This window comes from Micromonospora musae (assembly GCF_003626545.1).
Lineage (GTDB): Bacteria > Actinomycetota > Actinomycetes > Mycobacteriales > Micromonosporaceae > Micromonospora > Micromonospora musae.
On record NZ_RAZS01000011.1, the window covers coordinates 224,464 to 245,978 of the forward strand.

Annotated in this window: 24 protein-coding genes; 10 read left to right on the forward strand and 14 right to left on the reverse strand. The window is 74.2% G+C overall.

The features are described from left to right. Positions 1-23: 23 nt before the first annotated feature. The 3 genes from D7147_RS26515 to D7147_RS32785 are packed head-to-tail and all read right to left on the reverse strand — an operon-like array spanning position 24 to position 3,648. A complete protein-coding gene (locus tag D7147_RS26515) occupies positions 24-2,069 on the reverse strand; it encodes a sulfatase-like hydrolase/transferase (RefSeq protein WP_407663390.1) in 2,046 nt (681 codons plus the stop codon). After that, the gene (locus D7147_RS26520; RefSeq protein WP_120682367.1) at positions 2,062-3,486 is read right to left on the reverse strand and encodes a class I SAM-dependent methyltransferase; all 1,425 of its coding nucleotides are present in this window, start codon (positions 3,484-3,486) and stop codon (positions 2,062-2,064) included. Before D7147_RS26520 ends, D7147_RS26515 begins: the two co-directional genes overlap by 8 nt. 12 nt (positions 3,487-3,498) lie before the next feature. After that, positions 3,499-3,648, reverse strand: a complete 150-nt coding sequence (locus D7147_RS32785) for a hypothetical protein (protein ID WP_187399016.1) — start codon at positions 3,646-3,648, stop codon at positions 3,499-3,501. Between the two features lie 188 nt (positions 3,649-3,836). On the opposite strand from D7147_RS32785, the gene D7147_RS26525 reads away from it, so the two are divergent. Next, positions 3,837-4,238: a VOC family protein gene (locus tag D7147_RS26525; protein ID WP_120682368.1), complete on the forward strand. Its 402-nt coding sequence runs from the start codon at positions 3,837-3,839 to the stop codon at positions 4,236-4,238. A gap of 23 nt (positions 4,239-4,261) precedes the next feature. Here D7147_RS26525 and D7147_RS26530 read toward each other — a convergent pair whose 3' ends face one another. Next, the gene (locus D7147_RS26530; protein ID WP_120682370.1) at positions 4,262-4,951 is read right to left on the reverse strand and encodes a helix-turn-helix domain-containing protein; all 690 of its coding nucleotides are present in this window, start codon (positions 4,949-4,951) and stop codon (positions 4,262-4,264) included. A gap of 77 nt (positions 4,952-5,028) precedes the next feature. On the opposite strand from D7147_RS26530, the gene D7147_RS26535 reads away from it, so the two are divergent. Then, positions 5,029-5,883 carry an arginase family protein gene (locus tag D7147_RS26535; protein ID WP_147434752.1) on the forward strand — a complete coding sequence of 285 codons (855 nt, stop codon included), beginning with the start codon at positions 5,029-5,031 and terminating at the stop codon, positions 5,881-5,883. A gap of 43 nt (positions 5,884-5,926) precedes the next feature. Here D7147_RS26535 and D7147_RS26540 read toward each other — a convergent pair whose 3' ends face one another. From D7147_RS26540 to D7147_RS26550, 3 genes are all read right to left on the reverse strand, one after another. Beyond that, on the reverse strand, positions 5,927-7,432 hold the full coding sequence (locus D7147_RS26540; RefSeq protein ID WP_120682374.1) for a sensor histidine kinase: 1,506 nt from the start codon (positions 7,430-7,432) through the stop codon (positions 5,927-5,929). Then, complete coding sequence (locus tag D7147_RS26545; RefSeq protein WP_305069456.1) at positions 7,410-8,156, reverse strand: response regulator transcription factor; 747 nt, start codon at positions 8,154-8,156, stop codon at positions 7,410-7,412. Before D7147_RS26545 ends, D7147_RS26540 begins: the two co-directional genes overlap by 23 nt. A 72-nt stretch (positions 8,157-8,228) precedes the next feature. Beyond that, the gene (locus D7147_RS26550; protein WP_120682376.1) at positions 8,229-8,459 is read right to left on the reverse strand and encodes a hypothetical protein; all 231 of its coding nucleotides are present in this window, start codon (positions 8,457-8,459) and stop codon (positions 8,229-8,231) included. Positions 8,460-8,659: 200 nt separating this feature from the next. On the opposite strand from D7147_RS26550, the gene D7147_RS26555 reads away from it, so the two are divergent. Further along, positions 8,660-9,604 carry a serine/threonine-protein kinase gene (locus D7147_RS26555; protein ID WP_120682378.1) on the forward strand — a complete coding sequence of 315 codons (945 nt, stop codon included), beginning with the start codon at positions 8,660-8,662 and terminating at the stop codon, positions 9,602-9,604. Between the two features lie 181 nt (positions 9,605-9,785). Then, a complete protein-coding gene (locus tag D7147_RS26560) occupies positions 9,786-10,211 on the forward strand; it encodes an OsmC family protein (protein ID WP_120682380.1) in 426 nt (141 codons plus the stop codon). 11 nt (positions 10,212-10,222) lie between these two features. On the opposite strand, the gene D7147_RS26565 is transcribed toward D7147_RS26560, so the two are convergent. Beyond that, positions 10,223-11,167, reverse strand: coding sequence for an endonuclease/exonuclease/phosphatase family protein (locus D7147_RS26565; RefSeq protein ID WP_233563481.1), 945 nt, complete (start codon positions 11,165-11,167; stop codon positions 10,223-10,225). Between the two features lie 261 nt (positions 11,168-11,428). On the opposite strand from D7147_RS26565, the gene D7147_RS26570 reads away from it, so the two are divergent. Further along, positions 11,429-12,277: a hypothetical protein gene (locus D7147_RS26570; RefSeq protein ID WP_120682384.1), complete on the forward strand. Its 849-nt coding sequence runs from the start codon at positions 11,429-11,431 to the stop codon at positions 12,275-12,277. Positions 12,278-12,282: 5 nt separating this feature from the next. Here the strand turns inward: D7147_RS26570 and D7147_RS26575 are convergent, their stop codons facing one another. The 3 genes from D7147_RS26575 to D7147_RS26585 form a co-directional block, all read right to left on the reverse strand. Continuing rightward, positions 12,283-12,807 (reverse strand): ATPase, encoded by a 525-nt coding sequence (locus D7147_RS26575; RefSeq protein WP_120682386.1) that lies wholly within the window; start codon positions 12,805-12,807, stop codon positions 12,283-12,285. 145 nt (positions 12,808-12,952) lie between these two features. Further along, positions 12,953-13,399 carry a response regulator gene (locus tag D7147_RS26580; RefSeq protein ID WP_120682388.1) on the reverse strand — a complete coding sequence of 149 codons (447 nt, stop codon included), beginning with the start codon at positions 13,397-13,399 and terminating at the stop codon, positions 12,953-12,955. 305 nt (positions 13,400-13,704) lie between these two features. Further along, on the reverse strand, positions 13,705-14,022 hold the full coding sequence (locus D7147_RS26585) for a hypothetical protein (RefSeq protein ID WP_120682390.1): 318 nt from the start codon (positions 14,020-14,022) through the stop codon (positions 13,705-13,707). Between the two features lie 204 nt (positions 14,023-14,226). Here D7147_RS26585 and D7147_RS26590 point away from each other — a divergent pair, with 204 nt between their 5' ends. The 3 genes from D7147_RS26590 (at position 14,227) to D7147_RS26600 (ending at position 17,217) form a co-directional block, all read left to right on the forward strand. Beyond that, positions 14,227-15,207, forward strand: a complete 981-nt coding sequence (locus D7147_RS26590) for a DUF2267 domain-containing protein (protein ID WP_120682392.1) — start codon at positions 14,227-14,229, stop codon at positions 15,205-15,207. A 78-nt stretch (positions 15,208-15,285) separates the two neighbouring features. Beyond that, on the forward strand, positions 15,286-16,062 hold the full coding sequence (locus D7147_RS26595; protein WP_120682394.1) for a spermidine synthase: 777 nt from the start codon (positions 15,286-15,288) through the stop codon (positions 16,060-16,062). Positions 16,063-16,152: 90 nt separating this feature from the next. Then, positions 16,153-17,217, forward strand: coding sequence for an AI-2E family transporter (locus D7147_RS26600; protein ID WP_120682396.1), 1,065 nt, complete (start codon positions 16,153-16,155; stop codon positions 17,215-17,217). Positions 17,218-17,327: 110 nt separating this feature from the next. Here D7147_RS26600 and D7147_RS26605 read toward each other — a convergent pair whose 3' ends face one another. Further along, positions 17,328-18,629 carry an NAD(P)/FAD-dependent oxidoreductase gene (locus D7147_RS26605; RefSeq protein ID WP_120682399.1) on the reverse strand — a complete coding sequence of 434 codons (1,302 nt, stop codon included), beginning with the start codon at positions 18,627-18,629 and terminating at the stop codon, positions 17,328-17,330. 135 nt (positions 18,630-18,764) lie between these two features. Here D7147_RS26605 and D7147_RS26610 point away from each other — a divergent pair, with 135 nt between their 5' ends. Both D7147_RS26610 and D7147_RS32510 read left to right on the forward strand, forming a co-directional pair. After that, a complete protein-coding gene (locus D7147_RS26610; RefSeq protein ID WP_120682401.1) occupies positions 18,765-20,210 on the forward strand; it encodes a M20/M25/M40 family metallo-hydrolase in 1,446 nt (481 codons plus the stop codon). 109 nt (positions 20,211-20,319) lie between these two features. Next, on the forward strand, positions 20,320-20,481 hold the full coding sequence (locus tag D7147_RS32510) for a hypothetical protein (protein ID WP_158609395.1): 162 nt from the start codon (positions 20,320-20,322) through the stop codon (positions 20,479-20,481). A gap of 59 nt (positions 20,482-20,540) precedes the next feature. Here the strand turns inward: D7147_RS32510 and D7147_RS26615 are convergent, their stop codons facing one another. Beyond that, entirely contained in the window at positions 20,541-21,062 is a 522-nt protein-coding gene (locus D7147_RS26615) for a GNAT family N-acetyltransferase (RefSeq protein ID WP_120682403.1), read from the reverse strand. Positions 21,063-21,208: 146 nt separating this feature from the next. Beyond that, the gene (locus tag D7147_RS26620; RefSeq protein ID WP_120682405.1) at positions 21,209-21,502 is read right to left on the reverse strand and encodes a DUF6510 family protein; all 294 of its coding nucleotides are present in this window, start codon (positions 21,500-21,502) and stop codon (positions 21,209-21,211) included. Positions 21,503-21,515 lie beyond the last annotated feature (13 nt).

Consider the following 21,515-nt stretch of genomic DNA (forward strand, 5'->3'; position numbering starts at 1 on the left):
AACCGTCGAAACGAGCGGGCGGATCAGGAGAGGGCGAGCAGGCGCAACCCACCGTCGGTGGTGATCTGGTAGACGTCGAGCCGGTTCTGCCCGGCGTGGAAGAGCTGGTCGTCGGCGAGCAGGGCGGCGAACCGGCGGCCGCCCGGGTCGGGCGGCACCACCGGCACGACCGCCCCTACGCGCCCGTTGACCGCCACCGCTAGCAGCGTGCCGTCGGGTACGCCCTCCGGGACGGTCCCCCAGATCAGCGCCGGCAGCGTACCCGTGTCGGGGTCGATGGCGCGGAACCCGGCCAGGTCGGCGACGCGGGCCGAGCCGCCCGACGGCCGCTCCCCCACCGTCGTGCCGACCAGCGGATGCACCGCCGGCAGGGGTGGCGGCTTCGGCACCCCGTCGGGGATGGGCGTCGGCTCTCCCGGCCGGTCGTAGAAGTGCTTCTGCCCGGCGGCTCTCGGGGTGTCCCGCGCGGAGCGCCCGTCGACCCGCCACGGGATCCGGATGCCCGCCTCGTCGGCCACCGTCGGCAGCAGGTCGACGTGCTCCCAGTTGCGGTCGTCGACCCGGCCGGCGCGCTGGCCGGGCGTCTTCACGAAGAGCGGCACCCAGGCCACCTCGCCGGGCGCCGCCTTGATCGCATCCATGCCGCGCCCCTGGTACCCCTTGCTGAAGCTCACCCCGTGGTCGGCGGTGACCACCACCGTCGCCTGGTCGTAGAGCCCGGTGGCGCGCAGCGTCCGCAGCGTCTCACCGATCAACCGGTCGGTGTAGCCGAGCTGCGCCAGGTGCCGCTGCCGGGCCAGCTCGACCCAGCCGGCGCCCTCGTTCGGCAGATCCTCCGGACCGTCGTAGCGGGCCCCCGACGGGAGGAACTGCCACGGCGAGTGCGGCATCAGCAGGTGCAGGAAGTGCAGGGTGGGGCGGGGCGTCGGCTTCAGACCGGCCAGGAAGCTGGTGAACCGGGCAGGCTGGTTGTCGTCGAGGTTGTCCCACCGGAACTTCGGGTCGTCCGGGATCGGCTCCGCCGCGTCCAGCCCCGCCTCGGCGGCGGTCTGCTCCCGGTAGGAGTCCTCCGGGTCGATCCGGCTCTCGTGCGGCGCGGTGATCTGCCCGAGCAGGCCACGGGTCTCCCGCACCAGCACGCCGAGCCCCTGCTCGGGTGAGACCGGCTGTTCGCAACGGCTGGGCGGGCAGAGCCGGGTGATGCTCTCCTCGGCGCGGATGTCGTACAGCCCACCGAAGGCGGTGAAGAGGTTGTCCGGGTACTGCGCGTAGTGCGGCGCGGCGTCACGGGCCGGATAGCGGCCGGTGAGCATGGCCGGCAGCGCGTACGGCGTCCAGCCGCTGACCCCGGTGGCGTTGCGGTACCAGGTCGAGCCCGCGGCCAGCTCCGCGAAGTGCGGGAAGCGCGTCGCGTCGATCCGGCCGTCCGGACCGAGCAGGGAGACCAGCGGCAGTTCGTCGAGGATCAGCATCACCACCGGCGGGTGCACGGTGGTCGCCGCGGTGCCGGTCGCGCCGTCGGCCGACCGGGGCAGCACCAGCACCGAGCTGGGTGAGAGGAGCAGGAAGATCCCCACGAACGCCAGCGGGCCGGCGGCGGCCACCCGCAGCACCCGGCCCGGCGTGCGCCACCGCCGATGGGCGACCGCCGCGGCGACGCCGACCACCCCGGCCACCAACAGCAGCGGTACGCCCCGCAGCGGTGTGCCGTGCCGGCCGATCTGCACGGCCAGCGCGGCGATCAGCAGCCCGACGAGCAGCGTATGGGTCACCGACCGGGCCATCCGCCCGCCGAGCCGGGTGAGCGCGCCGAGCAGCAGCAGCGCGCCGGTGGGCGCCACCGCGATCAGCCCGACCAGCAGCAGCACCTGCTCCCGGTCGGCGCGGTGGAACAGGAAGAAGTCGGGGCTGCGGCCGAGCACGTCCAGCAGTGGTTGGGTGACCACCAGCCCGACCAGTGCGACGATCTCCAGCATCCGGCCCAGCTCGGATCGCAGGCCCGCCGCCCAGCGGCCCCGACGCGCGCCCGCCCCGGCACCTTCGGCCGTGACGGTCGGCGGCTCAGTCACCCACCACCGCCGTGTAGAGCGTACGGGTGCCCGAGGGCAGTTCCTCCCGCCCGGCGATGTCGCAGCGCGCCGCGAGCAGCCGCTCGAACTCCGCCCGCCGGTAGTCGGGGAAGGTCCCCTCGGGCTTGTTGGCCAGCAGCCGTTGAGCCATCGGGTCCTCGGGGTGGACGAACTCCACGACGATCCGCGCGCCGGGGGCGCAGAGGTCGGCGAGCCAGGCCACCACCTCGGGCAGTGGCACGTTGCGCCCGATCGCCAGGTGGTGCACCACGGCCAGGGCGAGCACCACGTCGGCGGCGGCCCGGTCGGCGAAGGAGGCCCGTTCGACGCCCCGCCACCCGCCGCCGGGCGAGGGGTCGGCGAGGTCCATCACCAGGGGCAGGATCCGCCGCTGGCCCTCCGCCCGCAGCGCCCGGTAGAGCGTGTCCACCACTGCCGGGTCCTGCTCCACGGCGACCACCTGGTCGGCGTGGCGGGCGGCGAGACGCGCGTACCGGCCGTCGTTGGCGCCGAGGTCGAGCACGAGGCGGGGGCGGGGGCCGCCGGCCAACGCGTTCGTGACGAACCGCTCCTTGCCGGCTCGGTCCTGCTCGGTGTAGCCGCAGGTGCGCTGGTAGTCGGCCCAGTGGCTGGTCGCCGGCGGACGGTCCAGCCGGCGGACCAGCTTCTCGATGCCGCGTACGGTGGCCAGGGCGAGTTCGCCGGAGTATCCGGCGGCGCGCAGCTCGGCGCGGACGTCGGTGGTGGTGGCCGCCGCGTGCCGGTTCTGCATGGCGGCGTGCAGGTGCAGGTGGGTCGGTACGCCGGGGGACAGTCGCCGGAAGCCGCGGAACAGCGGCCGCAGCGCGTCGGCCTCGATGCCGTCCACCCGGGCGCGCAACCAGGGTTGGAAGTCCACGCCGAGGTGCGCGCCGAGCAGCAGCGGATAGAGCATCGTCTGGCAGAACTGTCGGTAGCCCGCCCAGGGCTCCCCGTCGCGGACCGGCTCGAACGAGCCCACGTCGATGAAGACCGGCTCGGTGCCGCGCCACTGGAGGTTGTACGCCGACCCGTCCTTGGTGGTGAAGCCGGCGGGCAGCGCCGCGCGCAGGATCTCCAGGTGCAGCAGCGCGGCGTCGCGCAGCATGGTGAAGGACCACTCGTAGGGGTGCGAGACGAACGGGATGCGTTCGTGGCGCAGCACGGTGGCCCAGCGGGTGGCGCCGGGCAGCCGGGCGGGCTCGACCGCCTCGGTGCCGCAGACCTTGCCGGCGGCGAGCAGGGCGGTGAAGAAGTCGCTGGCGGCCAGCGCCCGCCAGTGCTCGGCGGCCTGCGCGTCGAGCCCGCGCAGCACGTCGTCACCGTCGTGGAAGACCCGGTTGGCCGGGTCACGGAACGAGCCGGGTTCGGGCCGGAGGCCCGCCGGGGAGATCGCCATCGTCGGCCGGGGTCAGCTCTGGTCGGTGGGCTGCCGCCGGAACCGGTCGACGAGTCTGCGCCAGTACAGCTTGGCGGCGACGGCCGCGCCGGCCACCCCGCCGACCACCGCCTGCACGATGAGGCTGCCGGATCCCGCGTCCAGATAGGCCAGATGGGACACCAACCGCTCCTTTTCCTCGCCGTCACGAAACCGGCTGTCCCGGAGGAGGCGCCATGGGGCTTTTGATCCGGAAAGCCGCTTTGCAGCCACCGTACGCCGATCATTCATCTCGCGCGGCCACACCGGCTACACCCGGGCGTCCGTTTCGTTCAAGACACCCGACGGGGGGACTCCCTATCGTCGGTGCCATGACGCCTCGCTTCGACCTGATCGGCATGGCCACCACCGACATGGCCCGGACCCTGGACTTCTACCGCCGCCTCGGGCTGGACATCCCGCCCGGCGCCGAATCCCAGCCGCACGTGGAGGTGACCCTGCCCGGTGGGATCCGGCTCGCGTGGGACGACGCGGAGATGGTCCGCTCCTTCGATCCGGACTGGACGCCACCCACCGGCAGCCCCCGACACAGCCTGGCCTTCCGCTGCGCGGACCCGGCCGAGGTCGACAGGTGGTACGCCGAGCTGACCGAGGCCGGCTACGAGGGCCACCTGAAGCCGTGGGACGCGTTCTGGGGGCAGCGCTACGCCGTGCTGCACGACCCGGACGGCAACGGCGTCGACCTCTTCGCCCCGCTACCCGAGGCCGACTGAGCGCACCACCCTGCTCGCCCCGGTCAGCCGGCGGCGAGCAGGGTCGACGGCGGCACCCCGGCGAGGTCCCGTACGTCCCGGGTCAGGTGCGCCTGGTCGGCGTAGCCGCAGACGGCGGCCACCTCGGCCAGCGGCGTACCGGTCCGGGCCACGGCCAGCGCCCGGTGCATCCGCAGGATCCGGGCGAGGGTCTTCGGGCCGTACCCGAACAGGTGTCGGCTGCGGCGGTGCAGGGTTCGCGCGTCGAGCCCGACCTCGGCGGCGATCGCGCCCACCGGCACGCCGCCGGCCGCCGCGGCCGCCACCTGGGCGCCCAGCGGATCGGCTCCGCCGACCTCACGCAGCCGTCGCGCCACGAGTCGCGGCAGCACCGACGCCGGGGCTTCGGCTGCCCGCTGCGCCAGCTCGGCGACGGCCCGGTCACCCCAGAGCGCGGCGAGCGGCACCCGCACGTCGCGCAGCTCGTCCGCGGGCACGCCGAGCACCGCGGGGCCGACACCGGGCGGCAGCCGCAGCCCCACCCACCGGTCCCCCGGCGCGGCCACGCTCAGGAAGGCCGTCCGGTCCGGACCGGCCACGACCAGGCCGGCGCGGCTGGACCAGAGCAGGTCGACGCAGCCGTCCGGAAGCACCCGGCTCGTCCGGGCGTCGCCCGGATTGACGCTGGTCCAGAGGGTGCCGCCGGCGACGCCGGCAGGACGTTCCCGGTACACGGATCCCAGGCTGCCACGCCGTCGGCGTGAGCGGCGAACCGCCGCGCCGGTCGGGCCGGCGCCGGTACCGTGCGGGTGTGCGGTGGACGGTGGTCGACGCGCCGATGGACTCGTCCGGCACCGGGCGGGGCGAGCAACGGGCGCCCGAGGCGTTGCGCCGAGCCGGGCTGTTGGCCGCGCTCGACGCCGACGACGGGGGCGCCGTGGACGCGCGCGTCGAGGACGCCGCCCGGGACCCGGCGAGCGGCCTGATCGGCGCCGAGGCGGTGCGACGGGCCGGCGCGGCCATCGCCGCACGCGTCGCCGACCTGCTCGCCGCCGGGCGGCGCCCGCTCGTGGTCGGCGGCGACTGCGCCATCCTGCCGGGGGTCTGCCGGGCGCTGCCGGCCGGCAGCGACCTGTGGTTCGTCGACGCGCACCCGGATTTCTACGACGGCGCCACCTCCGAGACGGGCGAGGGCGCCGACATGGACCTCAGCGTGGTCACCGGGCACGGACCGGCCGTCGCGGCGGGGGTCGAGGGCGCGCTGGTCGACCCGAACCGGGTTCACCTGCTCGGGCACCGCCCGGCCGTCGAGGAGGCGGGGCGCGTCGAAGCGGCGCGGATCGACCCGCGGATCCACCAGGTGCCCGCCGCCGAGCTGCGCCGACGCGACCCGGGCCGGGTCGGCGCGGCGCTGGCCGAGGAAGGTTCGGCGCCCGCGTGGCTGCACCTCGACCTGGACGCCGTCGACCCGCTCGACCTGCCGGCGGTGACCTACCCCGAGCCGGACGGGCTGCGCCGGCCGGAGCTGGTCGCGTTGGTCGCGCCGCTGAGCCGCGCCGACCGGCTGCTCGGCATGAGCGTGACGGACCTGAACGTCGACCGGGACCCCGACGGGCGGCACGCGCGCCGCGTCGTCGAGCTCCTCGTCGAGCTGCTGCGCCCCTGAGTCATTTCGGCGGCCTCGGTTCGGGGTCAGCCGGGGAGGCCGGCTAGGCGTCCGCCACCGGCAGCCGCACCGCGAAGACGGTCCGGCCCTGGCGGCTCTCCACCGCGACCGTGCCGTGGTGCGCCTCCACCACGGCGGCCACGATGGCCAGGCCGAGGCCAGTGCTGCCGTGGGCGCGCGACCGGGAGCTGTCCCCGCGGGCGAACCGCTCGAAGACCTCCTCCTGCAGCGGCTGCGGAATGCCCGGTCCGTCGTCGGCGACGCTGAGCACCGCCGCGCTCCCCTCGGCCCGCAGCGTGGTGGTGACGGTGGTGCCGGCCGGGGTGTGCACCCGCGCGTTGGCCAGCAGGTTCGCCACCACCTGGTGCAGCCGGGCGGCGTCACCGGTCACCCGGACCACCTCGTCGGGCAGATCGAGCTGCCACCGGTGCTCCGCCCCGGCGACGTGGGCGTCGCTGACCGCGTCCACCACCAACGCGGAGAGGTCCACCGGCTCCACCGCGAGCGGGCGGCCGGAGTCCAGCCGGGCGAGCAGCAACAGGTCCTCGACGAGACTCGTCATCCGGGTGCTCTCGGACTCGACCCGGCCCAGCGCGTGGGCCACGTCGGGCGGCACCTGGGCGTGCCCGCGGCGGGCCAGCTCGGCGTACCCACGGATGGCGGCCAACGGAGTGCGCAGCTCGTGGCTGGCGTCGGCGACGAACTGGCGTACCCGCGTCTCGCTGGCCTGCCGGGCGGCGAGGGCGGCGGCGACGTGACCCAGCATCCGGTCGAGCGCGGCCCCAACCTGCCCCACCTCCGTACGCGGGTCGGTGTCGGCCACCGGGACCCGCACCGACAACGCCACGTCGCCGCGGTCCAGGGGCAGCTCGGTGACCCGCGCGGCGGTCGCAGCGACGCGGTCGAGGGGACGCAGCGCGCCTCGGACGATGAGCACCCCCAGACCGCCGGCGATCAGCAGTCCCGCGGTGACCAGCCCGACCTGGGCGAGCACCATCCACATCACGGCGTGGTTGACCCGGGCGAGCGGGATGGCGACGGCGAGCACGTCCCCGTCCGGGAACTGGCGGGCCACCGCCCGGTGCGCGCCCCGGTCGCCGAGGTCCACGGTGCGTGGCGTGCCGTCGGGACGCAACCGGGCCAGCGCCGCGACCTCACCGGCGGGGAGCTGCTCGGTTCCGCCGCTCACCGTCCGGGTGGACGCGGTGGTGACGCCGTCGGCCACCCGCACCGCGATCGAGCCCGGCGGGAAGCCGCGGGGCGGCTCCGGCACCAGCGGCGTCGCGTCGCGGCCGGCGGTCCAGCCCGGCTCGCCGCCCTGGCGGAACCAGGGTGGCACCTGGTCGGAGCGGCGGTTGCCCTGGGCGAGCTCGTCGTCGACCTCGGCGACGAGGAAGTGGCGCAGCGCGACAGTGGTCACCCCGCCGCTGCCGATGCCGACCACCGCGAGCAGCGCCAGCACCGAGACCACCAGCCGGCGACGCAGCGGCCAGCCGGCCAGCCGCCCGGATCGCCGCGGTCGCGGGTCAGTCCGCGGGCCGGAGGACATACCCCGCGCCGCGCAGCGTGTGGATCATCGGCTGCCGACCGACGTCGATCTTCTTCCGGAGGTACGAGATGTAGAGCTCGACGACGTTGGCCTGCCCGCCGAAGTCGTAGTTCCAGACCCGGTCGAGGATCTGCGCCTTGCTCAGCACCCGGCGCGGGTTGCGCATCAGGTAGCGCAGCAGCTCGAACTCGGTCGCGGTGAGGTTGATCGACCGGTCGCCGCGACGTACCTCGTGGCTGTCCTCGTTCAGGCTCAGGTCACCGACGGTGAGCACCGCCGCCTCCCGCGCGGCGACGGCGAGGCCGGCTCGGCGCAGCAGCGCCCGCAGCCGGGCGATCACCTCCTCCAGGCTGAACGGCTTGGTGACGTAGTCGTCCCCGCCGACGGTGAGGCCGGCGATCCGCTCCTCCACGGCGTCGCGCGCGGTGAGGAAGAGCACCGGGACGGTGGGCGCATGCTCCCGCAGCCGGCGCAGCACCTGGAGGCCGTCGAGGTCGGGCAGCATCACGTCGAGGACCACCGCGTCCGGCTCGAACTCGCGGGCGGTGGAGACCGCCGTCATCCCGTTGTTGGCGCTGCGCACCTGCCAGCCCTCGTAGCGCAGCGCCATACCGAGCAGGTCGGTCAGCGTCGGTTCGTCGTCGACCACCAGCACCCGGACCGGCTCGCCGTCCGGGCGGTGCAGCTCGATGCGGCTAGCGGCCGCCTGCCCGTTCATGACCATGCCCCCATCGTGGAGGGGTTTCCTGTGCCCCACTTCTGCGGAACCTGTGTGCCGGCTGTGGGCCACCGGCGGTCACTCGGTGACGCCCAGCGGATCGGTACGCACGTAGCGCATGGTCCACGCGTCGGTGCCGTCGGGCTGCTCGCGTTCGTAGAGGTGGTCCGCGATGCCCTCGACGGGTTCGTCGCCCCGCGGGTGTCGCATGATCCAGCGCTCGGGTGGGCCGCCGTCCGGCCCGGCCGGCAACGCCCGGACCAGGTCGTGGGCGGGTCCGCCGATGAACCGTACGCTCACCTCACCCATCGCCGCTCCCCTCGGTGTCCGTGCCGGCACGCAGGGTGACGCCGGCTCCGGCTCGGAAGCTACCGCAGATGCCACGGCGACCGCAGCCGGCTCGCGGCGGTGAGGGTCGGCTACCGCGGGGCCACGGTTTGCCCCGCTCGGCGGTCGGGTACCGCGATCGGAGGCGCCTACGGGCGGGCAGATACGAGGGCGGGGAGCCGATGCGCACGCTGGACGGGCGGTACGAGCTCGAGCAGCGCATCGGCGTGGGCGGGATGTCCGAGGTGTGGCGCGCCCACGACACGGTGCTGGACCGGCCGGTCGCGGTGAAGGTGATGTCCCCGGGGCAGGACTCCTCGGTGGAGCGGATCCGCGCGGAGGCCCGGTCAGCGGCCCGGCTGGTCCACCCGAACGTGGCGAGCGTGCACGACTTCGGCACCTGCGCGACGCCGCTGGGTCGCCGCACGCCCTACCTCGTGATGGAGCTGGCGGAGGGCGAGACGCTCGCCGCGCACCTGCGCGCGGGCCCGCTGGACTGGCGGATCACCGTCCGGGTCTGCGCGGAGGTCTGCGCCGCGCTGGCGGCCGCGCACGCCCACGGGATCGTGCACCGCGACGTCAAGCCGGCGAACGTCATCCTCACCCCGGCCGGCGCGAAGGTGCTCGACTTCGGCATCGCCACGCCGACGGGAGCGACGGACCCGACGCCCGACGGGATGGTGGTCGGCACGCCCGCGTACCTCGCCCCGGAGCAGCTGGACCGGGCACCGGCCACCCCGGCCGCCGACATGTACGCCCTCGGCGTCCTGCTCTACTACTGCCTCACCGGCCGGTTGCCGTACGACGCGGACAGCGCCACCCAGCTCTTCGACTCGCGGCGCCGCCGGCCACCGAGGCCGCTGCCGGAGATCGAGGGGTTGCCGCCCGAGGTGGCGGAGCTCTGCCGGAGCTGCCTGACCGACGACCCGGCCCAGCGGCCGACCAGTCTCGTCGCCGCGCTGGTCCTGGCCGAGGCGGTGGACGCCCGCGTGTACGTGCCGATGCACCTGTCCCGGGCGCCCGCGCCGCGACACACGGTGGTCTCGCCGTGGAGTGACCGCGCCGCGGCGCAGGTGACCGAGGCGGCCGTGGCGGTCGACCGCACCGGCCAGCTCGCCGAGCACTGAACTCCCGCCAGGCCGGCGCGCCCGACGGCTCGGGCGATCGGCTCGGCGCGCCCGACGGCTCGGGCGATCGGCTCGGGCGGTCGGCTCGCCCGAGCGCTGCCGGTCCGCCCGTCGGCGTGTCAGCAACGGTTTCACCGGTCGAGGGCCGGGTAGCCGGGCGCTGAGGAACGGGAGGAACGCCATGCCGGATCCGAGTTCATGGCTGCACGAAGCCGCCGCGACCGCCGAGGGCGGTCACGTACGCACCGACGACGGCGGGCTCTCGACCGCGCTGGCGTCCCCACTGGCCGCGCACTGCACCGGGCTGCGGCCCGAGCAGCTGCTGGCGGCGGCGTTCGCGTCCTGCCTGCACCACGCGGCGGTGGAGGCGGCCGGCCAGATCACCGACGAGGCGCACACGGTGCAGGTACGGGCCGAGGCGAAGCTCGGACGCGACGACGACGGGCGCTACCGCGCGGACGTCCACGCCTCGATCGCGTCGGCGGGGCTGACCCGCCAGCAGTTGGCCGCCCTGGTCGAGCACGCCGACGAGCTCTGGCCGTTCTCCAGCGGCGACAACAGCCGGCACCGGCTCACCGTCACCCCGGCGGAGAACGGCCGCCACTGAGCCGTCGGGGGTCAGCGGAAGCCGGCCGTCACCGCGCGGTGGTCGCTGTCGGGCGTGCGCAGCACCCCGGCCGCGGTGGCGGTCAGACCCCGGTAGAGGACGTGGTCCGGGCGGGCCACCGGAACGGCGGCGGGCCAGGTGAAGCCGAAGCCGCGGCCGGCGTCGGCCTGCGCGTCGCCGAGCAGCCGGGCGAGCGGGGCGAAGATCCGGTCGGTGCTGGCGGTGTTCAGGTCGCCGAGGACGAGCAGGCGTCGGGCCGGGTCGGCGCGCAGCCGGGTGGCGAGTGCGCTGACCGTCTGGTCCCGGGTCGCGGTGTCTCCGGCCCGTACCGAGCCGAGGTGCGCCACGTAGACCGTCAGGTCACCGCCCGGGGCGGCGACGACGGCCCGTAGCGCCCTGGTCCAGCCGAGGCCGGTGTCGACCCCGACGCGTTCGCGGATCGGGTACCGGCTGTAGAGCGAGACCGTGGAGACCGTCGCCCGGTGCGGGTAGCCCGGGCTCAGGACCTCGTCCACCCGGTCGTCCGAGGTGACCTCCTGGAGCGCGATCAGGTCGGCGCCGGCCGAGGCGAGGGCGCGTACGGTCGCCGCCGGGTCCGGATTGCCGGCCCGCAGGTTCTGGCTGACGACGCGGAGGGTCGTCGCGCTCTGCGCCGGGGTGGGCCGGAGCCAGGCGCCCGCGTAGAGCGCCGCCCAGACGGTGGCGGGCAGCAGCACGGCGAGCAGCGCGATCCGGGAGCGGCGCAGCAGGGCGCCGAGGGCGAGCAGTGGGACGCCCACGCCGAGCAGCGGGGTGACGCTGTCGACGAGGCTGCCGACGCCCCGGATGTTCGGTATCGCCCGATGCCCGATCAGGACGGCGGCGAGCAGGGCCGCCACGCCGGCGAGCAGCCGTCCGCGCCGGCGACCGCGCGACGGCCGGGTTCTCCACCACCGGGTGCCGGATCGTTCCCCCAACCCATCCCCTGATCGGCCGTCCGGGGGATCAGTGCCTCGCCTGTTCAGGGGAGGCGTGGCGGGATCGCGCCCGACTTTGCCAAGATCACCCATCCGCCCTACTTATCTCGCCGTTTCGGTCATAGCCGTAATACCCGGAATAGGTGGTTCATCACCTTCGTGGCCCGCCGACCGCAATGACCCCCCGGAAGGTGGCAAATTGTGGCGCATGCCACCAAGCAGGCAGGTGGCAGCGGAGCCTCGACTTTCTAGCCTCGGCGAGTGCATCCCGACGACCCCTCCGCGCAGGAATTGACCAAGGGCGACCCGGCGACCCGTCCGGCCGATAGCGCATCCACCGAACGGACGAATGGACGACATAGGGTGCCGGAGCTGCCGCGACGCGGCCGCACCCTGCTGGCTTCGATGCCGATGCGGATCGCCCTCGCCACCGGCGTCAGCTGCTGCCTCGGCCTCGCCACGTACGCCGGCACCCGGGTCGAGGTGAACGACCGGAGCGAACCGTCGGCCGAGGCCGTGGCCGAGCGGGCGGCGCTCGCCGACGAGCGCGCCTCCCGATCCCTGGAGCGCACCGCCCCCACCACCCCCGTCAGCCCCACCCCCACCGCGTCGCCCACCCCCACCCCCACCGCCACCGCGAAGAAGGCGCCGAAGAAGCCGGCGAAGCCGCGCCGCCCACGACCCGTCGCCGGGCTGACGCAGGCCCAGATGGACAACGCGAAGATCATCGTAGACGTGGGCCGTAAGCTCGACGTCCCCAAGCGCGGCCTGATCATCGCGGTGGCCACCGCCATGCAGGAGAGCAACCTCTACAACTACGCCAGCGGCGTGCTGCCCGAGTCCCAGAACTACCCGCACCAGGCCATCGGCTGGGACCACGACTCCGTCGGGCTCTTCCAGCAACGGCCCAGCAGCGGCTGGGGCACCGTACGGGAGCTGATGCGCCCCGCGCTCGCGGCCGAGGCGTTCTACCTGGCCCTGCTCAAGGTGCCCGGCTGGCAGGACATGGCGCTCACCTACGCGGCCCAGTCCGTGCAGGTCTCCGGGTTCCCCGACGCCTACGCCCAGCACGAGCAGCGCGCGACGACAGTCGTCAACGCGCTCACCTGAGGGCCTCAGCGCGCCGCGGCACCGCCCGGCGACTCGATCGCACCCACCCGGGTGGCGGAAACCCCGGCACCGGTCGCCCCGGCCGCCGCGGTCGGGGTGTCGACGGGCACCGGCTCCACGCCCGCCCCGTCGAGCAGTTCGTCCACCCGCGTCACCCGCCGCCGGCGGGCGTGCAGCGCGGCCTCGAACTCCCGGCGCGCCCGCACCGCGTCGGCGTACGCCCGCTCGCGCACCTGCCGGGCCTCCTCGCGGGCCGCGTCCAGCTCGGTCCGCGCCAGCGCCAGGATCTCGGCCGCCTCCCGCTGCACCTGCCCGACGGCGAGGCCGACCACCGCCGCGTCGTCCGGATCGAGCCGGCGCAGCAGGGCGCAGAGCCCGCTCGCCTCCTGCCGGATCCGGTCCCACTCCCGACCGGCCCCCGCGGCGCTCTCCGCCCACGCCGCGAGCCGGGTCAGCCGGACGGCCAGCTCGTCGAGGCAGGAGTCCACCTGCCGCTGGTCGTAACCGATCTCAACGACGGGAAACCTCATGCTGTCGCCCCCCAGGCAGCTGGAAATACGTTCCCACCTGGATCCTCGGCGCTGCCGCGCGTCCTCGCGGCGGTTCCGGAAAATTGTTCGGCGGGCGAGGGAGAGCGGCGTACGACCCGCCGCCGACGAAGCCGCCCGAGTGCCGTCAGGGACGCTTGGGCAGCACGACCACCCGGCCGAAGAACTCGTCGATCCGGTGCACCACACCGTTGAAGTCGTCCAGGTCGATCGGCTTCGTGACGTACGCGTTCGCCTGCAGGGTGTAGCTGCCGATCACGTCCGTGTCGGCGTTGGAGGTGGTCAGCACCACGATCGGGATCGTCCGCAGGTCCTCGTCCTGCTTCACCGCGCCGAGCACCTGCCGCCCGTCCATCCGCGGCATGTTCAGGTCCAGCAGGATGACGTCCGGTCGCAGGGCGTCGGGGTGCCGCCCCTCACCCCGGAGGAACTCCATCGCCTCCTCGCCGTCCCCCACCACGTCGATGACCTTCTCGACGTCGGACTCCCGCAGGGCCTCCTCGATCATGAGCACGTCGCCCGGGTCGTCGTCCACCACGAGGATGCGGACCGGGTGCGGGCTGTCTACGCCCATGAGCTACCTGCCTCTGTCTGGCGGGAACGGAAGATCGCGGCCACGCACGTGCTGGCGGGGAAATCTAGCCCATCGCGGGACGATCCACGCCGCCGGGTCGATCGGCTCCGGCTCCCCGCCGGCACAACGCTTGCCACGGGGCAAGCATAGGCGGCGGCCCGGGCGGGCCCGCGCGCCGCGATCGCCGTTCGCGGCGCGCGCGACCGGCGGGCGAGGCCGGCGCGGGCCGCCCCGCTGTGGGGGCGGCCCGCGCGGGGTGGCCCGGCCACCCTGGGACCAAGGGTCGCCGGGCCGGAGGAGGGCTCTCAGGTCGCGGTGACCGGTTGCAGCCGTGGGCCGCCGGATCGTTGCTCGGCAGCGGAGAGCGGTGGCTCGGCGTCCTCGGGTGGGCCGGAATCGGGCGTCTGGAACAGGTAGCGGACGAACTCCGCACCCGCCTCGTTGTCCTCCGCGCCCGGCCACTGGCCGATGCAGTCGACCCCGATGACCTCACGGCCGGTGCCGTCGGCCTCTTCCAGCAGAGCCCACAGGCTCACGGGGTAGCAGCGGGTGGCTTCGGGTGCGAGCTGCCAGCGGGCGTACCAACCCGGCCGGGCCGGGACGATCTCGACGATCCGCTTCATGACGACCTTCCCTTCCGCGTACCTCGGAAGAACTCCAGGTCCTGGCCCGATCGTGCGGCCCGGACGGGTGATCGCCCCTCACCCCCGCCGGATGAAGCCGCCGCCGCGCCGGACCGCGCCGGGCCGGTCGCCTCCGTTTCCTGGTCGGCGGGGCCGGGAAGGCGAGGAGGCGGAACCACGATCCCCAGGGGAAGGGGCATCACCATGCGCAAGCAGATGGAGGGCGACAACCAGCGCCGCCGGACCCTCGCCCGGCAGGCCCGCGAACAGGGCCGACAGCCGAGCGAGACCGGGGTCAGCCTGAGCGCCTCCAAGCAGCTCACCAGCCTTGACCGGGGCAAGCGCGCCGGGCCGCCGCCCGCCGGGAGCCGGCACAAGCAGGACAGCAGCCGGGGCGGTCCTTCGCCGCCGTCGGCCGGCGTGCCGGCGACTCCCCCGGCCCGGCCGGCGACCGGCGTGGACACCGGTGGTACGTCGACGATGGGTTACCACACGCTCGTCGAGGATGTCCGCCGGCGGGCCGGCGTCGACTTCCGTACCGCCAAGGTGGGCGCCGAGGCGACCGTCCTGGTGCTGGCGTTCGCGCTGGACGAGGCGGAGCGGCGTCGGCTGCTCGCCGCCGTGCCCGCGTCGCTGCGCGACGTGCTGCCGGTGGACGGGATCGAGCGACACCGCGACCTCTCCGGCTTCCTGGCCGAGGTGGGGCGGATCAGCGGCAACACCCCGGAAGCGGCCCGTTACCAGGCGGAGGCGACGCTCGCCGCGCTCGCCGACGCCGACGGTGACCTGATCGAGTCGTTGCACGTCCCGGACGGCCTACGGGAACTGCTGGAGCCGACTCCGGTCGGCGGTGGGGTGGTCGGCGCGAACACCTCGACGCCTCCGCTCACCGAGGCGGACCTGACCGCGGTGCTCGCCGACATGCCGTACTGGTCGGGCGGGCGCGAGGGGCTGCACCGGGTGGTGGCGCTGCCCGCGGAGAACCTCGACCGCGTGCTGGCGCGCATCGAGCGACTCCAGCAGGAGACCGGGCGCGCGCCGTCGATCGCCCGGCCCGGCCCGACCGCGGCCGTGCTGACCGTGCGGTCCCGGCAGGCCGGCGCGGTGACCGCGCAGGACGTCGATCTCGCCCGGCGGGTCGACGCCGCCATCGACGAGGCGGGCGCCGGGATGGCCACCGGCTGACGGCGTGGACCGGCGGACCGACCCCGGTCCGCCGGTCCCGTCGCCCCCGGTGCTCCGGTCTCGGCTACCGTGCCCGGCATGGACCGCGCCGCCGACCGGCTGGAGTTGGCCGCAGACCCGGTGCGGCGGACCGGACGCCTGCTGCTCGCCGCCGGCGTCGAGCAGTCGTACGTCGACGTCGACGATCCTCGGTACCTGCACTTCGAGTACGTCCGCCGGATGGCCGCGGTGGCGGACGTCGCCGCTCCTGCCGGCGCCACGCTCGACGCGCTGCACCTCGGCGGTGGGGCGCTCACCCTCCCCCGGTACCTGGCCGCCACCCGGCCGGGCTCGACGCAGCTGGTGATCGAGCGGAACCCGGCGGTGGTCGAACTGGTCGCCCGGGAGCTGCCCGCGCTCCCGCCGGAGGTGCGCGTCCGGGTCGACGACGCACGGGCCGCGGTCGCCGCCGAGGCTCCGGCCAGCTACGACCTGGTCTTCGCCGACATCTTCCGGGGCGCCCGGATGCCGGCGCACGTGCGTACCGTCGAGTTCGTCGCCGAGGTGGCCCGGGCCCTGCGTCCGGACGGCATCTACCTCGTCAACGTCACCGACCTGCCGCCGCTGGTGGCGACCCGGGTGCACGTCGCCACGCTGCGCGCGGTCTTCGCCGACGTGTGCCTGATCGCCGACCGCCGGATGATGCGCGGCCGCCGGTACGGCAACCTGGTGCTCGCCGCCGCCGCGCGCCCCGGCCGGCTGCCGGTGGCGAGGCTCTCCGCCGTCGCCGCCCGCGACCCCCTGCCGGGCCTCGTGCTGCACGGCACGGCGCTCGACACCTTCGTCGCGGGGGCCCGGCCCGCCAACGACGACTAGGGTCTGTTTCACAGGACCATGCCCGGGCCTTACGAAACAGACCCTGAGCCTCCCGGGTTTCCGGCTGTCCGGCCCGGGTAGCCGCGCCGGATGAAGGACGCCGACGACCGCAGGACCGCCCGCCGGGCGCTGGTCGTCATCGGGTTGCTGCTGGGCACCACGCTCGCGCTGGCGTTCCTGTGGTCCACCCGCCGGATCCTGATCTGGGCCGTCATCGCGGCCTTCTTCGCGGTGGCGCTCAAGCCCCTCGTCGACCTGGTGCAGCGCCGACTGCTCCGGCGCCGGGCGTTGGCCACGCTGCTGGTCTTCACGATCACCTTCGTCGTCCTCGCCGCGCTGGCGGCGCTGATCGTGGTGCCGCTCGTCGACGACCTGGTCCGGTTCACCGAGCGGGCCCCCGAGCTGCTGCGCGAGGCGCGCGCCGGGCGGGGCGTGGTGGGGCGGATGCTGGACCGCATCGGGCTGCGCGACTACCTGGCCAACCACTCCGACCAGATCCGACAGTACGGCGAACGGCTGCGCCAGCCGGCGGTCGGGGTCATCCGCGGCGTCGCGGAGGGCGTCTTCGGGCTGACCACCGTGATCGTCCTCGCGTACCTCATGGTGCTGGAGGCCCCGCGGATCATCCGCACCACCTTCTCGGCAGCCGGTGACGCGCGCGGCGAGCGGTGGCAGCGCATGGGCCGGGAGGTCTCCCGCACCGTCACCGGATACCTGACCGGCAACCTGGTGATCAGCCTGATCTGCGGCCTGGCGACGTTCCTGGTGCTGCTGCTGGCCGGCGTGCCGTTCGCCGCGGTGATCGCCCTGCTGGTGGCGATCGCTGACCTCATCCCCCTGGTCGGCGCCACCATCGGCGCGATCATCGCGATCGGCGCGGCGTTCCTGCACTCCACCACCGCCGGCATCATCGTGCTGGTCTTCTTCGTGATCTACCAGCAGATCGAGAACCACCTGCTGCAGCCGGTCATCCTGTCCCGGTCGGTGCGGCTGAACCCGCTGACCGTGCTCATCAGCGTCCTGCTCGCCGCCGAGTTGGCCGGGCTCGTCGGCGCGCTGCTGGCCATCCCCGCCGCCGGCATCGTGCGGATCCTGCTCCGCGAGTACCTGCCCCTGCGCCGGGTCCCGCCGGAGCCCACCCGCCCAGACGGCTGACCCGGCGGCACTCCCTCCCGGCGCGCCCCCGCGAGTGCGCCCTCGTTCACGGAAAGAGTGGCCATTCCGCGTGGAACAGCCACTCTTTCCGCGAAAGTGCACCCGCGTCGTCAGCGGGGGCGGGTGGGGACCTCAGGGGTGGTGCTCTCCAGCGGCACGGCGTTCGCCGGGATCAGCCCGAGCTGCACCGCCGGGCGGGGCAGGGTCGCGTCGAGCAGCCAGTCCGCGCTGATCCGGGTGCGGTTGGCGGGCATCGCCAGCAGGTGGTAGCCGCGGGTGACGGCCTTCGCCGGCAGGCCGGCCAGATTGACCTTCAAGGGGTTCGCCGCCGCGTCCTTGCCACCGAGGTCGACCACCCAGCCGAGATCGTGGTGCCGGTACGGCCGGCGTCGCCCCTGCCCGTACGAGGCGGCGATGTTGTGGGCGACCAGCTTCCCCTGCCGCTGGGCGTGCTGCGCCGTCATGGCGCAGATCTGCCCCGGCTTCGTGATGTCCGGCACCGCCGCCGCGTCCCCGCAGGCGTACACCTCCGGAAAGCCCGGCACGTTGAGGTACTCGTCGGTCACCAGCCGGCCCCGCTCGGTCCGCAGTCCCAGCTCGGCGACGAACGGATCCGGCCGGACCCCGACGCACCAGACCAGCGTGCACGTCGGCACGTACTCGCCGTCGGTGAGCTTCACCCCGTCCGCGGTCGCCTCGGCGACCGAGGTGCCCATCCGCACGTCGACACCGCGACGCTGAAGCACCCGGTGCGCGGTCACCGACATCCGCTTGTCCAGCTCCGGCAGCACGCGCGGGGCCACGTCGAGCAGCATCCACCGGGGGCGTTGGGTGAGCCGGGGGCGCTGGGCGTGCAGCGCGTCGGTGAAGAGCTGGCCGTGGGCGGCCACCTCCGTCCCGGTGTAGCCGGCGCCGACGACCACGAAGGTGGCCCGCGCCAGCTGCTCGGCCGGGTCCTCGGCCTGCTCCGCCAGCTCGATCTGCCGGATCACGTGGTCGTGCAGGTAGAGCGCCTCGGGCAGGCCACGGAAGCCGTGCGCGTACTCGGTCACCCCGGGGATCGGCAGAAGCTTGTTGACGCTGCCGACGGCGAGCACCAGCCGGTCGTACGCGACGCGGTTGCGGTCCCCCTCCGGCTGGGTGAACCCCACCCAGCGGTTCTGCAGGTCCACCTCGTCGGCCTCGCCGATGATGACGCGGACGCCGTCGAGGTTGCCGGTGAGCGGCACCGCGATCCGGGTGGGCTCCACCACGCCGGCCGCGACCTCGGGCAGCAGCGGAAGGTAGAGGAAGTAGTCGGTCGAGTTCAGCAACACGATCTCGGCCCGGCTGCCGGCCAGCCGATTCAAGGTCTTCGCCGCGTGGTAACCGGCGAACCCGGCCCCCACGATCACCACACGAGGCTTCGTCATTGCGATCACGTTCCCGCCGACACGCGGGACAAACGTGGCGTGACCCGGGTAGGTCGGACGAGTCCCACCGGAACCCCGGCGCATCCACGCCCGACGATATAGACAGACACCGCCGTCGATGGCGAGGATGCGGTCATGGGAATTGACGACAGCGGCACCCGGTCCACGAGGCCCACCCGCCGCACCTTCCTGTCCGCCGCCACCGCCGCCACCGCCGCCGCCGTGGCCGTACCCGCGCTCGCCGAGCCGGCCGCCGCCTCCGGCGGCGACAATCCGTCCGGTCCGGGGCACCCGGCGCGCCCGCAGTCCCCGGACCGCGAGCTGCGCGACCTGCTCCGCGCGGTCGACCAACGTCGGATCGAGGCGATCGTCCGCCGGCTCGCCGAGTTCGGGACCCGGCACACCCTCTCCGCGCAGGACGACCCCGAGCGCGGCATCGGTGCGGCCCGGGACTGGATCTACGACCGGATGCGGGAGTACGCCGCCGCCTCCGGCGGCCGGATGACCGTCGAACTCCAGTCGTACATCCAGCAGCCGGCGTCGCGGATCCCGGTGCCGACCCGGATCACCAACGTGGTGGCGACCCTGCGCGGCGACTCCTCGCCGAACCGGACGTACGTGGTGACGGGCCACTACGACTCCCGGGCCAGCGACGTGATGGACGGGGTCAGTGACGCCCCGGGCGCGGACGACGACGCGTCCGGCGTGGCCGTGGTCATGGAGTTGGCGCGGTTGATGGCGACCCGCCCCACGGCGGCGACGATCGTCTTCGCGGCGGTCGCCGCCGAGGAGCAGGGCCTCTACGGCTCGGCTCACCTGGCGCAGCAGCTCAAGGCGGCCGGGGCGGACGTGCAGGGCATGTTCAGCGACGACATCGTGGGCAGCAGCAGGGCCGACGACGGCACCCGCGACCCGCGCGTCGTACGGCTCTTCGCCGAGGGTGTGCCGACCGCGGAGACGCCGGGCGAGGCGAACACCCGCCGGTCGGTCGGTGGGGAGAACGACTCCGCGTCGCGACAGCTCGCCCGCTTCGTCAAGGACGTCGCCGAGAACAGCGCGACCGGCATGGAGGTCCGGGTCATCTACCGCCGGGACCGTTACCTGCGCGGCAGCGACCACATCTCGTTCCTGGAGCAGGGCTGGCCGGCGGGGCGGTTCACCGAGCCGCACGAGGACTTCGCCCACCAGCACCAGGACGTACGGGTGGTAGACGGCAAGCAGTACGGCGACCTGCCCGAGTTCTGCGACTTCGGCTACATCACCCGGGTGGCCCGGGTGAACGGGGCCGCGCTCTGGTCGCTCGCCCAGGCGCCCGGCACGCCGAAGGGCACGATCATCGTCACCACCGACCTGACCAACAACACCACCCTGCGCTGGCAACGTGGCACCGAGCCCGACCTGGTCGGCTACGAGGTGCTCTGGCGGGAGACCACGGCGGCGGAGTGGCAGAAGGTGATCCCGGTCGGCGACGTCACGCAGGTGACCATCGACCTGTCCAAGGACAACGTCTTCTTCGGGGTACGGGCGGTGGGCCGGGACGGCCTGCGCAGTCCGGTGGCGTTCCCCCGCCCCGGCAGCTGAGCGGCACGCACGCGGCGGGGCCGGCCTCACCCGTTCCGGGTGGGGCCGGCTCACCCGGACGCGCGCGACGATGGTGGTCGCGGACCGGCCGACGGGAAGGGGCGGCGTGATGAGCATGCCGATGTCCAACGACCAGCGGCAGCCGAACTACCTGCGACAGAGCGGACGTAAGCAGCTCACGGCACGGCAGCGGCGACGGGTCGAGCAGAAGCAGGGCCGCTTCGAACGCCTCACCGTGCAGGCGAAGGAGGCACGCGGACCGGGTCGCTGAACCGGCCGACGACCGAGCCGCCCAGGTCGGGCCCACCACGGGCCGGTGGCCGGGGCGGCTCAGCCCTTCGCGGTGATCGCCCAGCGTTCGTGGTCGCGCCACGCCCCTTCGATGAAGAGGTAGTCGGGCGAGTAGCCCTCCATGCGGAAGCCGAGCTTGCGGGCCACCCGCCGGGACGGCTCGTTACCGGGCTGGATGTTCGCCTCGAGCCGGTGCAGGCCGAGCGTCGTGAACGCGTGCTCGATCACCAGCCGGATGCCGGCGGACGCGTGCCCGCTGCCGCTGTACGGCAGGAACGCGGCGTAGCCCAGGTAGCCGCCGCGCAGCGCGCCCAGCACGATTCCGCTGATGTTCGCGTACCCGGCGATCGCGCCGCTGGCCCGGTCGCAGAGCAGGTACCCGTCGTTCTCCCGGCGCCGGTTCTTACGCAGGTACGCCGCGTACTCCTGCGGCGTGTCGGGGGCGGCGAGCCAGGGCCGGTGCAGTCCGCGGCTGCGTCGGGCCGCGGCGATGAACTCCTCCTCGTCGGCGGGCCGGGGCCGGCGGATGCCGACGAGTGGGTCGGTGCGCAGGTATCTCACGGCGGATCACTCTGACGAGCCGCCGTCGCCGCGTCCACCGGTTTCCCCGCGTCGACCGCGACGCTGTGACGGACGTCTCCAGGGCGTCGGGCCGGACGGCGTTCCCGGGCCGCGGCGTACGGCCCGCACGATTCCCGCCGGTCCGGTCACATGGGTCCGGGATGCGGTTGGTCGAGCGGCATGGGCACCTGGAGGAAGGTGGTGCCGCGCAGGTCGAGCCGGGCCCAGGCGGGCGAGCGGACGAACCGGAGCATGACCTGGGAGCAGGTGGGGCAGCGTCCGACCAGCCCGGGTGCGTGGCTGTAGACGCGCAGGCCGCCCACCGGGCCGACCACTCCGCAGTTCTCGCACCGGCCCATGGCCCCGCTGAGGTCGACGGCGAAGAGCTCGCGCAGGGGCGCGTCGAGCATGTTGCCGTCCAGGTAGGACATGTCGGTCATGGTGTCTCCTCGC

What these genes read in the sequence shown, in the direction of transcription:
- D7147_RS26520 (WP_120682367.1), bottom strand. Translation starts at nt 3,486, where the DNA reads ATGGCGATCTCCCCGGCGGGCCTCCGGCCCGAACCCGGCTCGTTCCGT.
- D7147_RS26525 (WP_120682368.1), top strand. Translation starts at nt 3,837, where the DNA reads ATGACGCCTCGCTTCGACCTGATCGGCATGGCCACCACCGACATGGCC.
- D7147_RS26540 (WP_120682374.1), bottom strand. Translation starts at nt 7,432, where the DNA reads ATGTCCTCCGGCCCGCGGACTGACCCGCGACCGCGGCGATCCGGGCGG.
- D7147_RS26545 (WP_305069456.1), bottom strand. Translation starts at nt 8,156, where the DNA reads ATGGTCATGAACGGGCAGGCGGCCGCTAGCCGCATCGAGCTGCACCGC.
- D7147_RS26550 (WP_120682376.1), bottom strand. Translation starts at nt 8,459, where the DNA reads ATGGGTGAGGTGAGCGTACGGTTCATCGGCGGACCCGCCCACGACCTG.
- D7147_RS26555 (WP_120682378.1), top strand. Translation starts at nt 8,660, where the DNA reads ATGCGCACGCTGGACGGGCGGTACGAGCTCGAGCAGCGCATCGGCGTG.
- D7147_RS26560 (WP_120682380.1), top strand. Translation starts at nt 9,786, where the DNA reads ATGCCGGATCCGAGTTCATGGCTGCACGAAGCCGCCGCGACCGCCGAG.
- D7147_RS26575 (WP_120682386.1), bottom strand. Translation starts at nt 12,807, where the DNA reads ATGAGGTTTCCCGTCGTTGAGATCGGTTACGACCAGCGGCAGGTGGAC.
- D7147_RS26580 (WP_120682388.1), bottom strand. Translation starts at nt 13,399, where the DNA reads ATGGGCGTAGACAGCCCGCACCCGGTCCGCATCCTCGTGGTGGACGAC.
- D7147_RS26585 (WP_120682390.1), bottom strand. Translation starts at nt 14,022, where the DNA reads ATGAAGCGGATCGTCGAGATCGTCCCGGCCCGGCCGGGTTGGTACGCC.
- D7147_RS26590 (WP_120682392.1), top strand. Translation starts at nt 14,227, where the DNA reads ATGCGCAAGCAGATGGAGGGCGACAACCAGCGCCGCCGGACCCTCGCC.
- D7147_RS26595 (WP_120682394.1), top strand. Translation starts at nt 15,286, where the DNA reads ATGGACCGCGCCGCCGACCGGCTGGAGTTGGCCGCAGACCCGGTGCGG.
- D7147_RS26600 (WP_120682396.1), top strand. Translation starts at nt 16,153, where the DNA reads ATGAAGGACGCCGACGACCGCAGGACCGCCCGCCGGGCGCTGGTCGTC.
- D7147_RS26605 (WP_120682399.1), bottom strand. Translation starts at nt 18,629, where the DNA reads ATGACGAAGCCTCGTGTGGTGATCGTGGGGGCCGGGTTCGCCGGTTAC.
- D7147_RS26610 (WP_120682401.1), top strand. Translation starts at nt 18,765, where the DNA reads ATGGGAATTGACGACAGCGGCACCCGGTCCACGAGGCCCACCCGCCGC.
- D7147_RS32510 (WP_158609395.1), top strand. Translation starts at nt 20,320, where the DNA reads ATGAGCATGCCGATGTCCAACGACCAGCGGCAGCCGAACTACCTGCGA.
- D7147_RS26620 (WP_120682405.1), bottom strand. Translation starts at nt 21,502, where the DNA reads ATGACCGACATGTCCTACCTGGACGGCAACATGCTCGACGCGCCCCTG.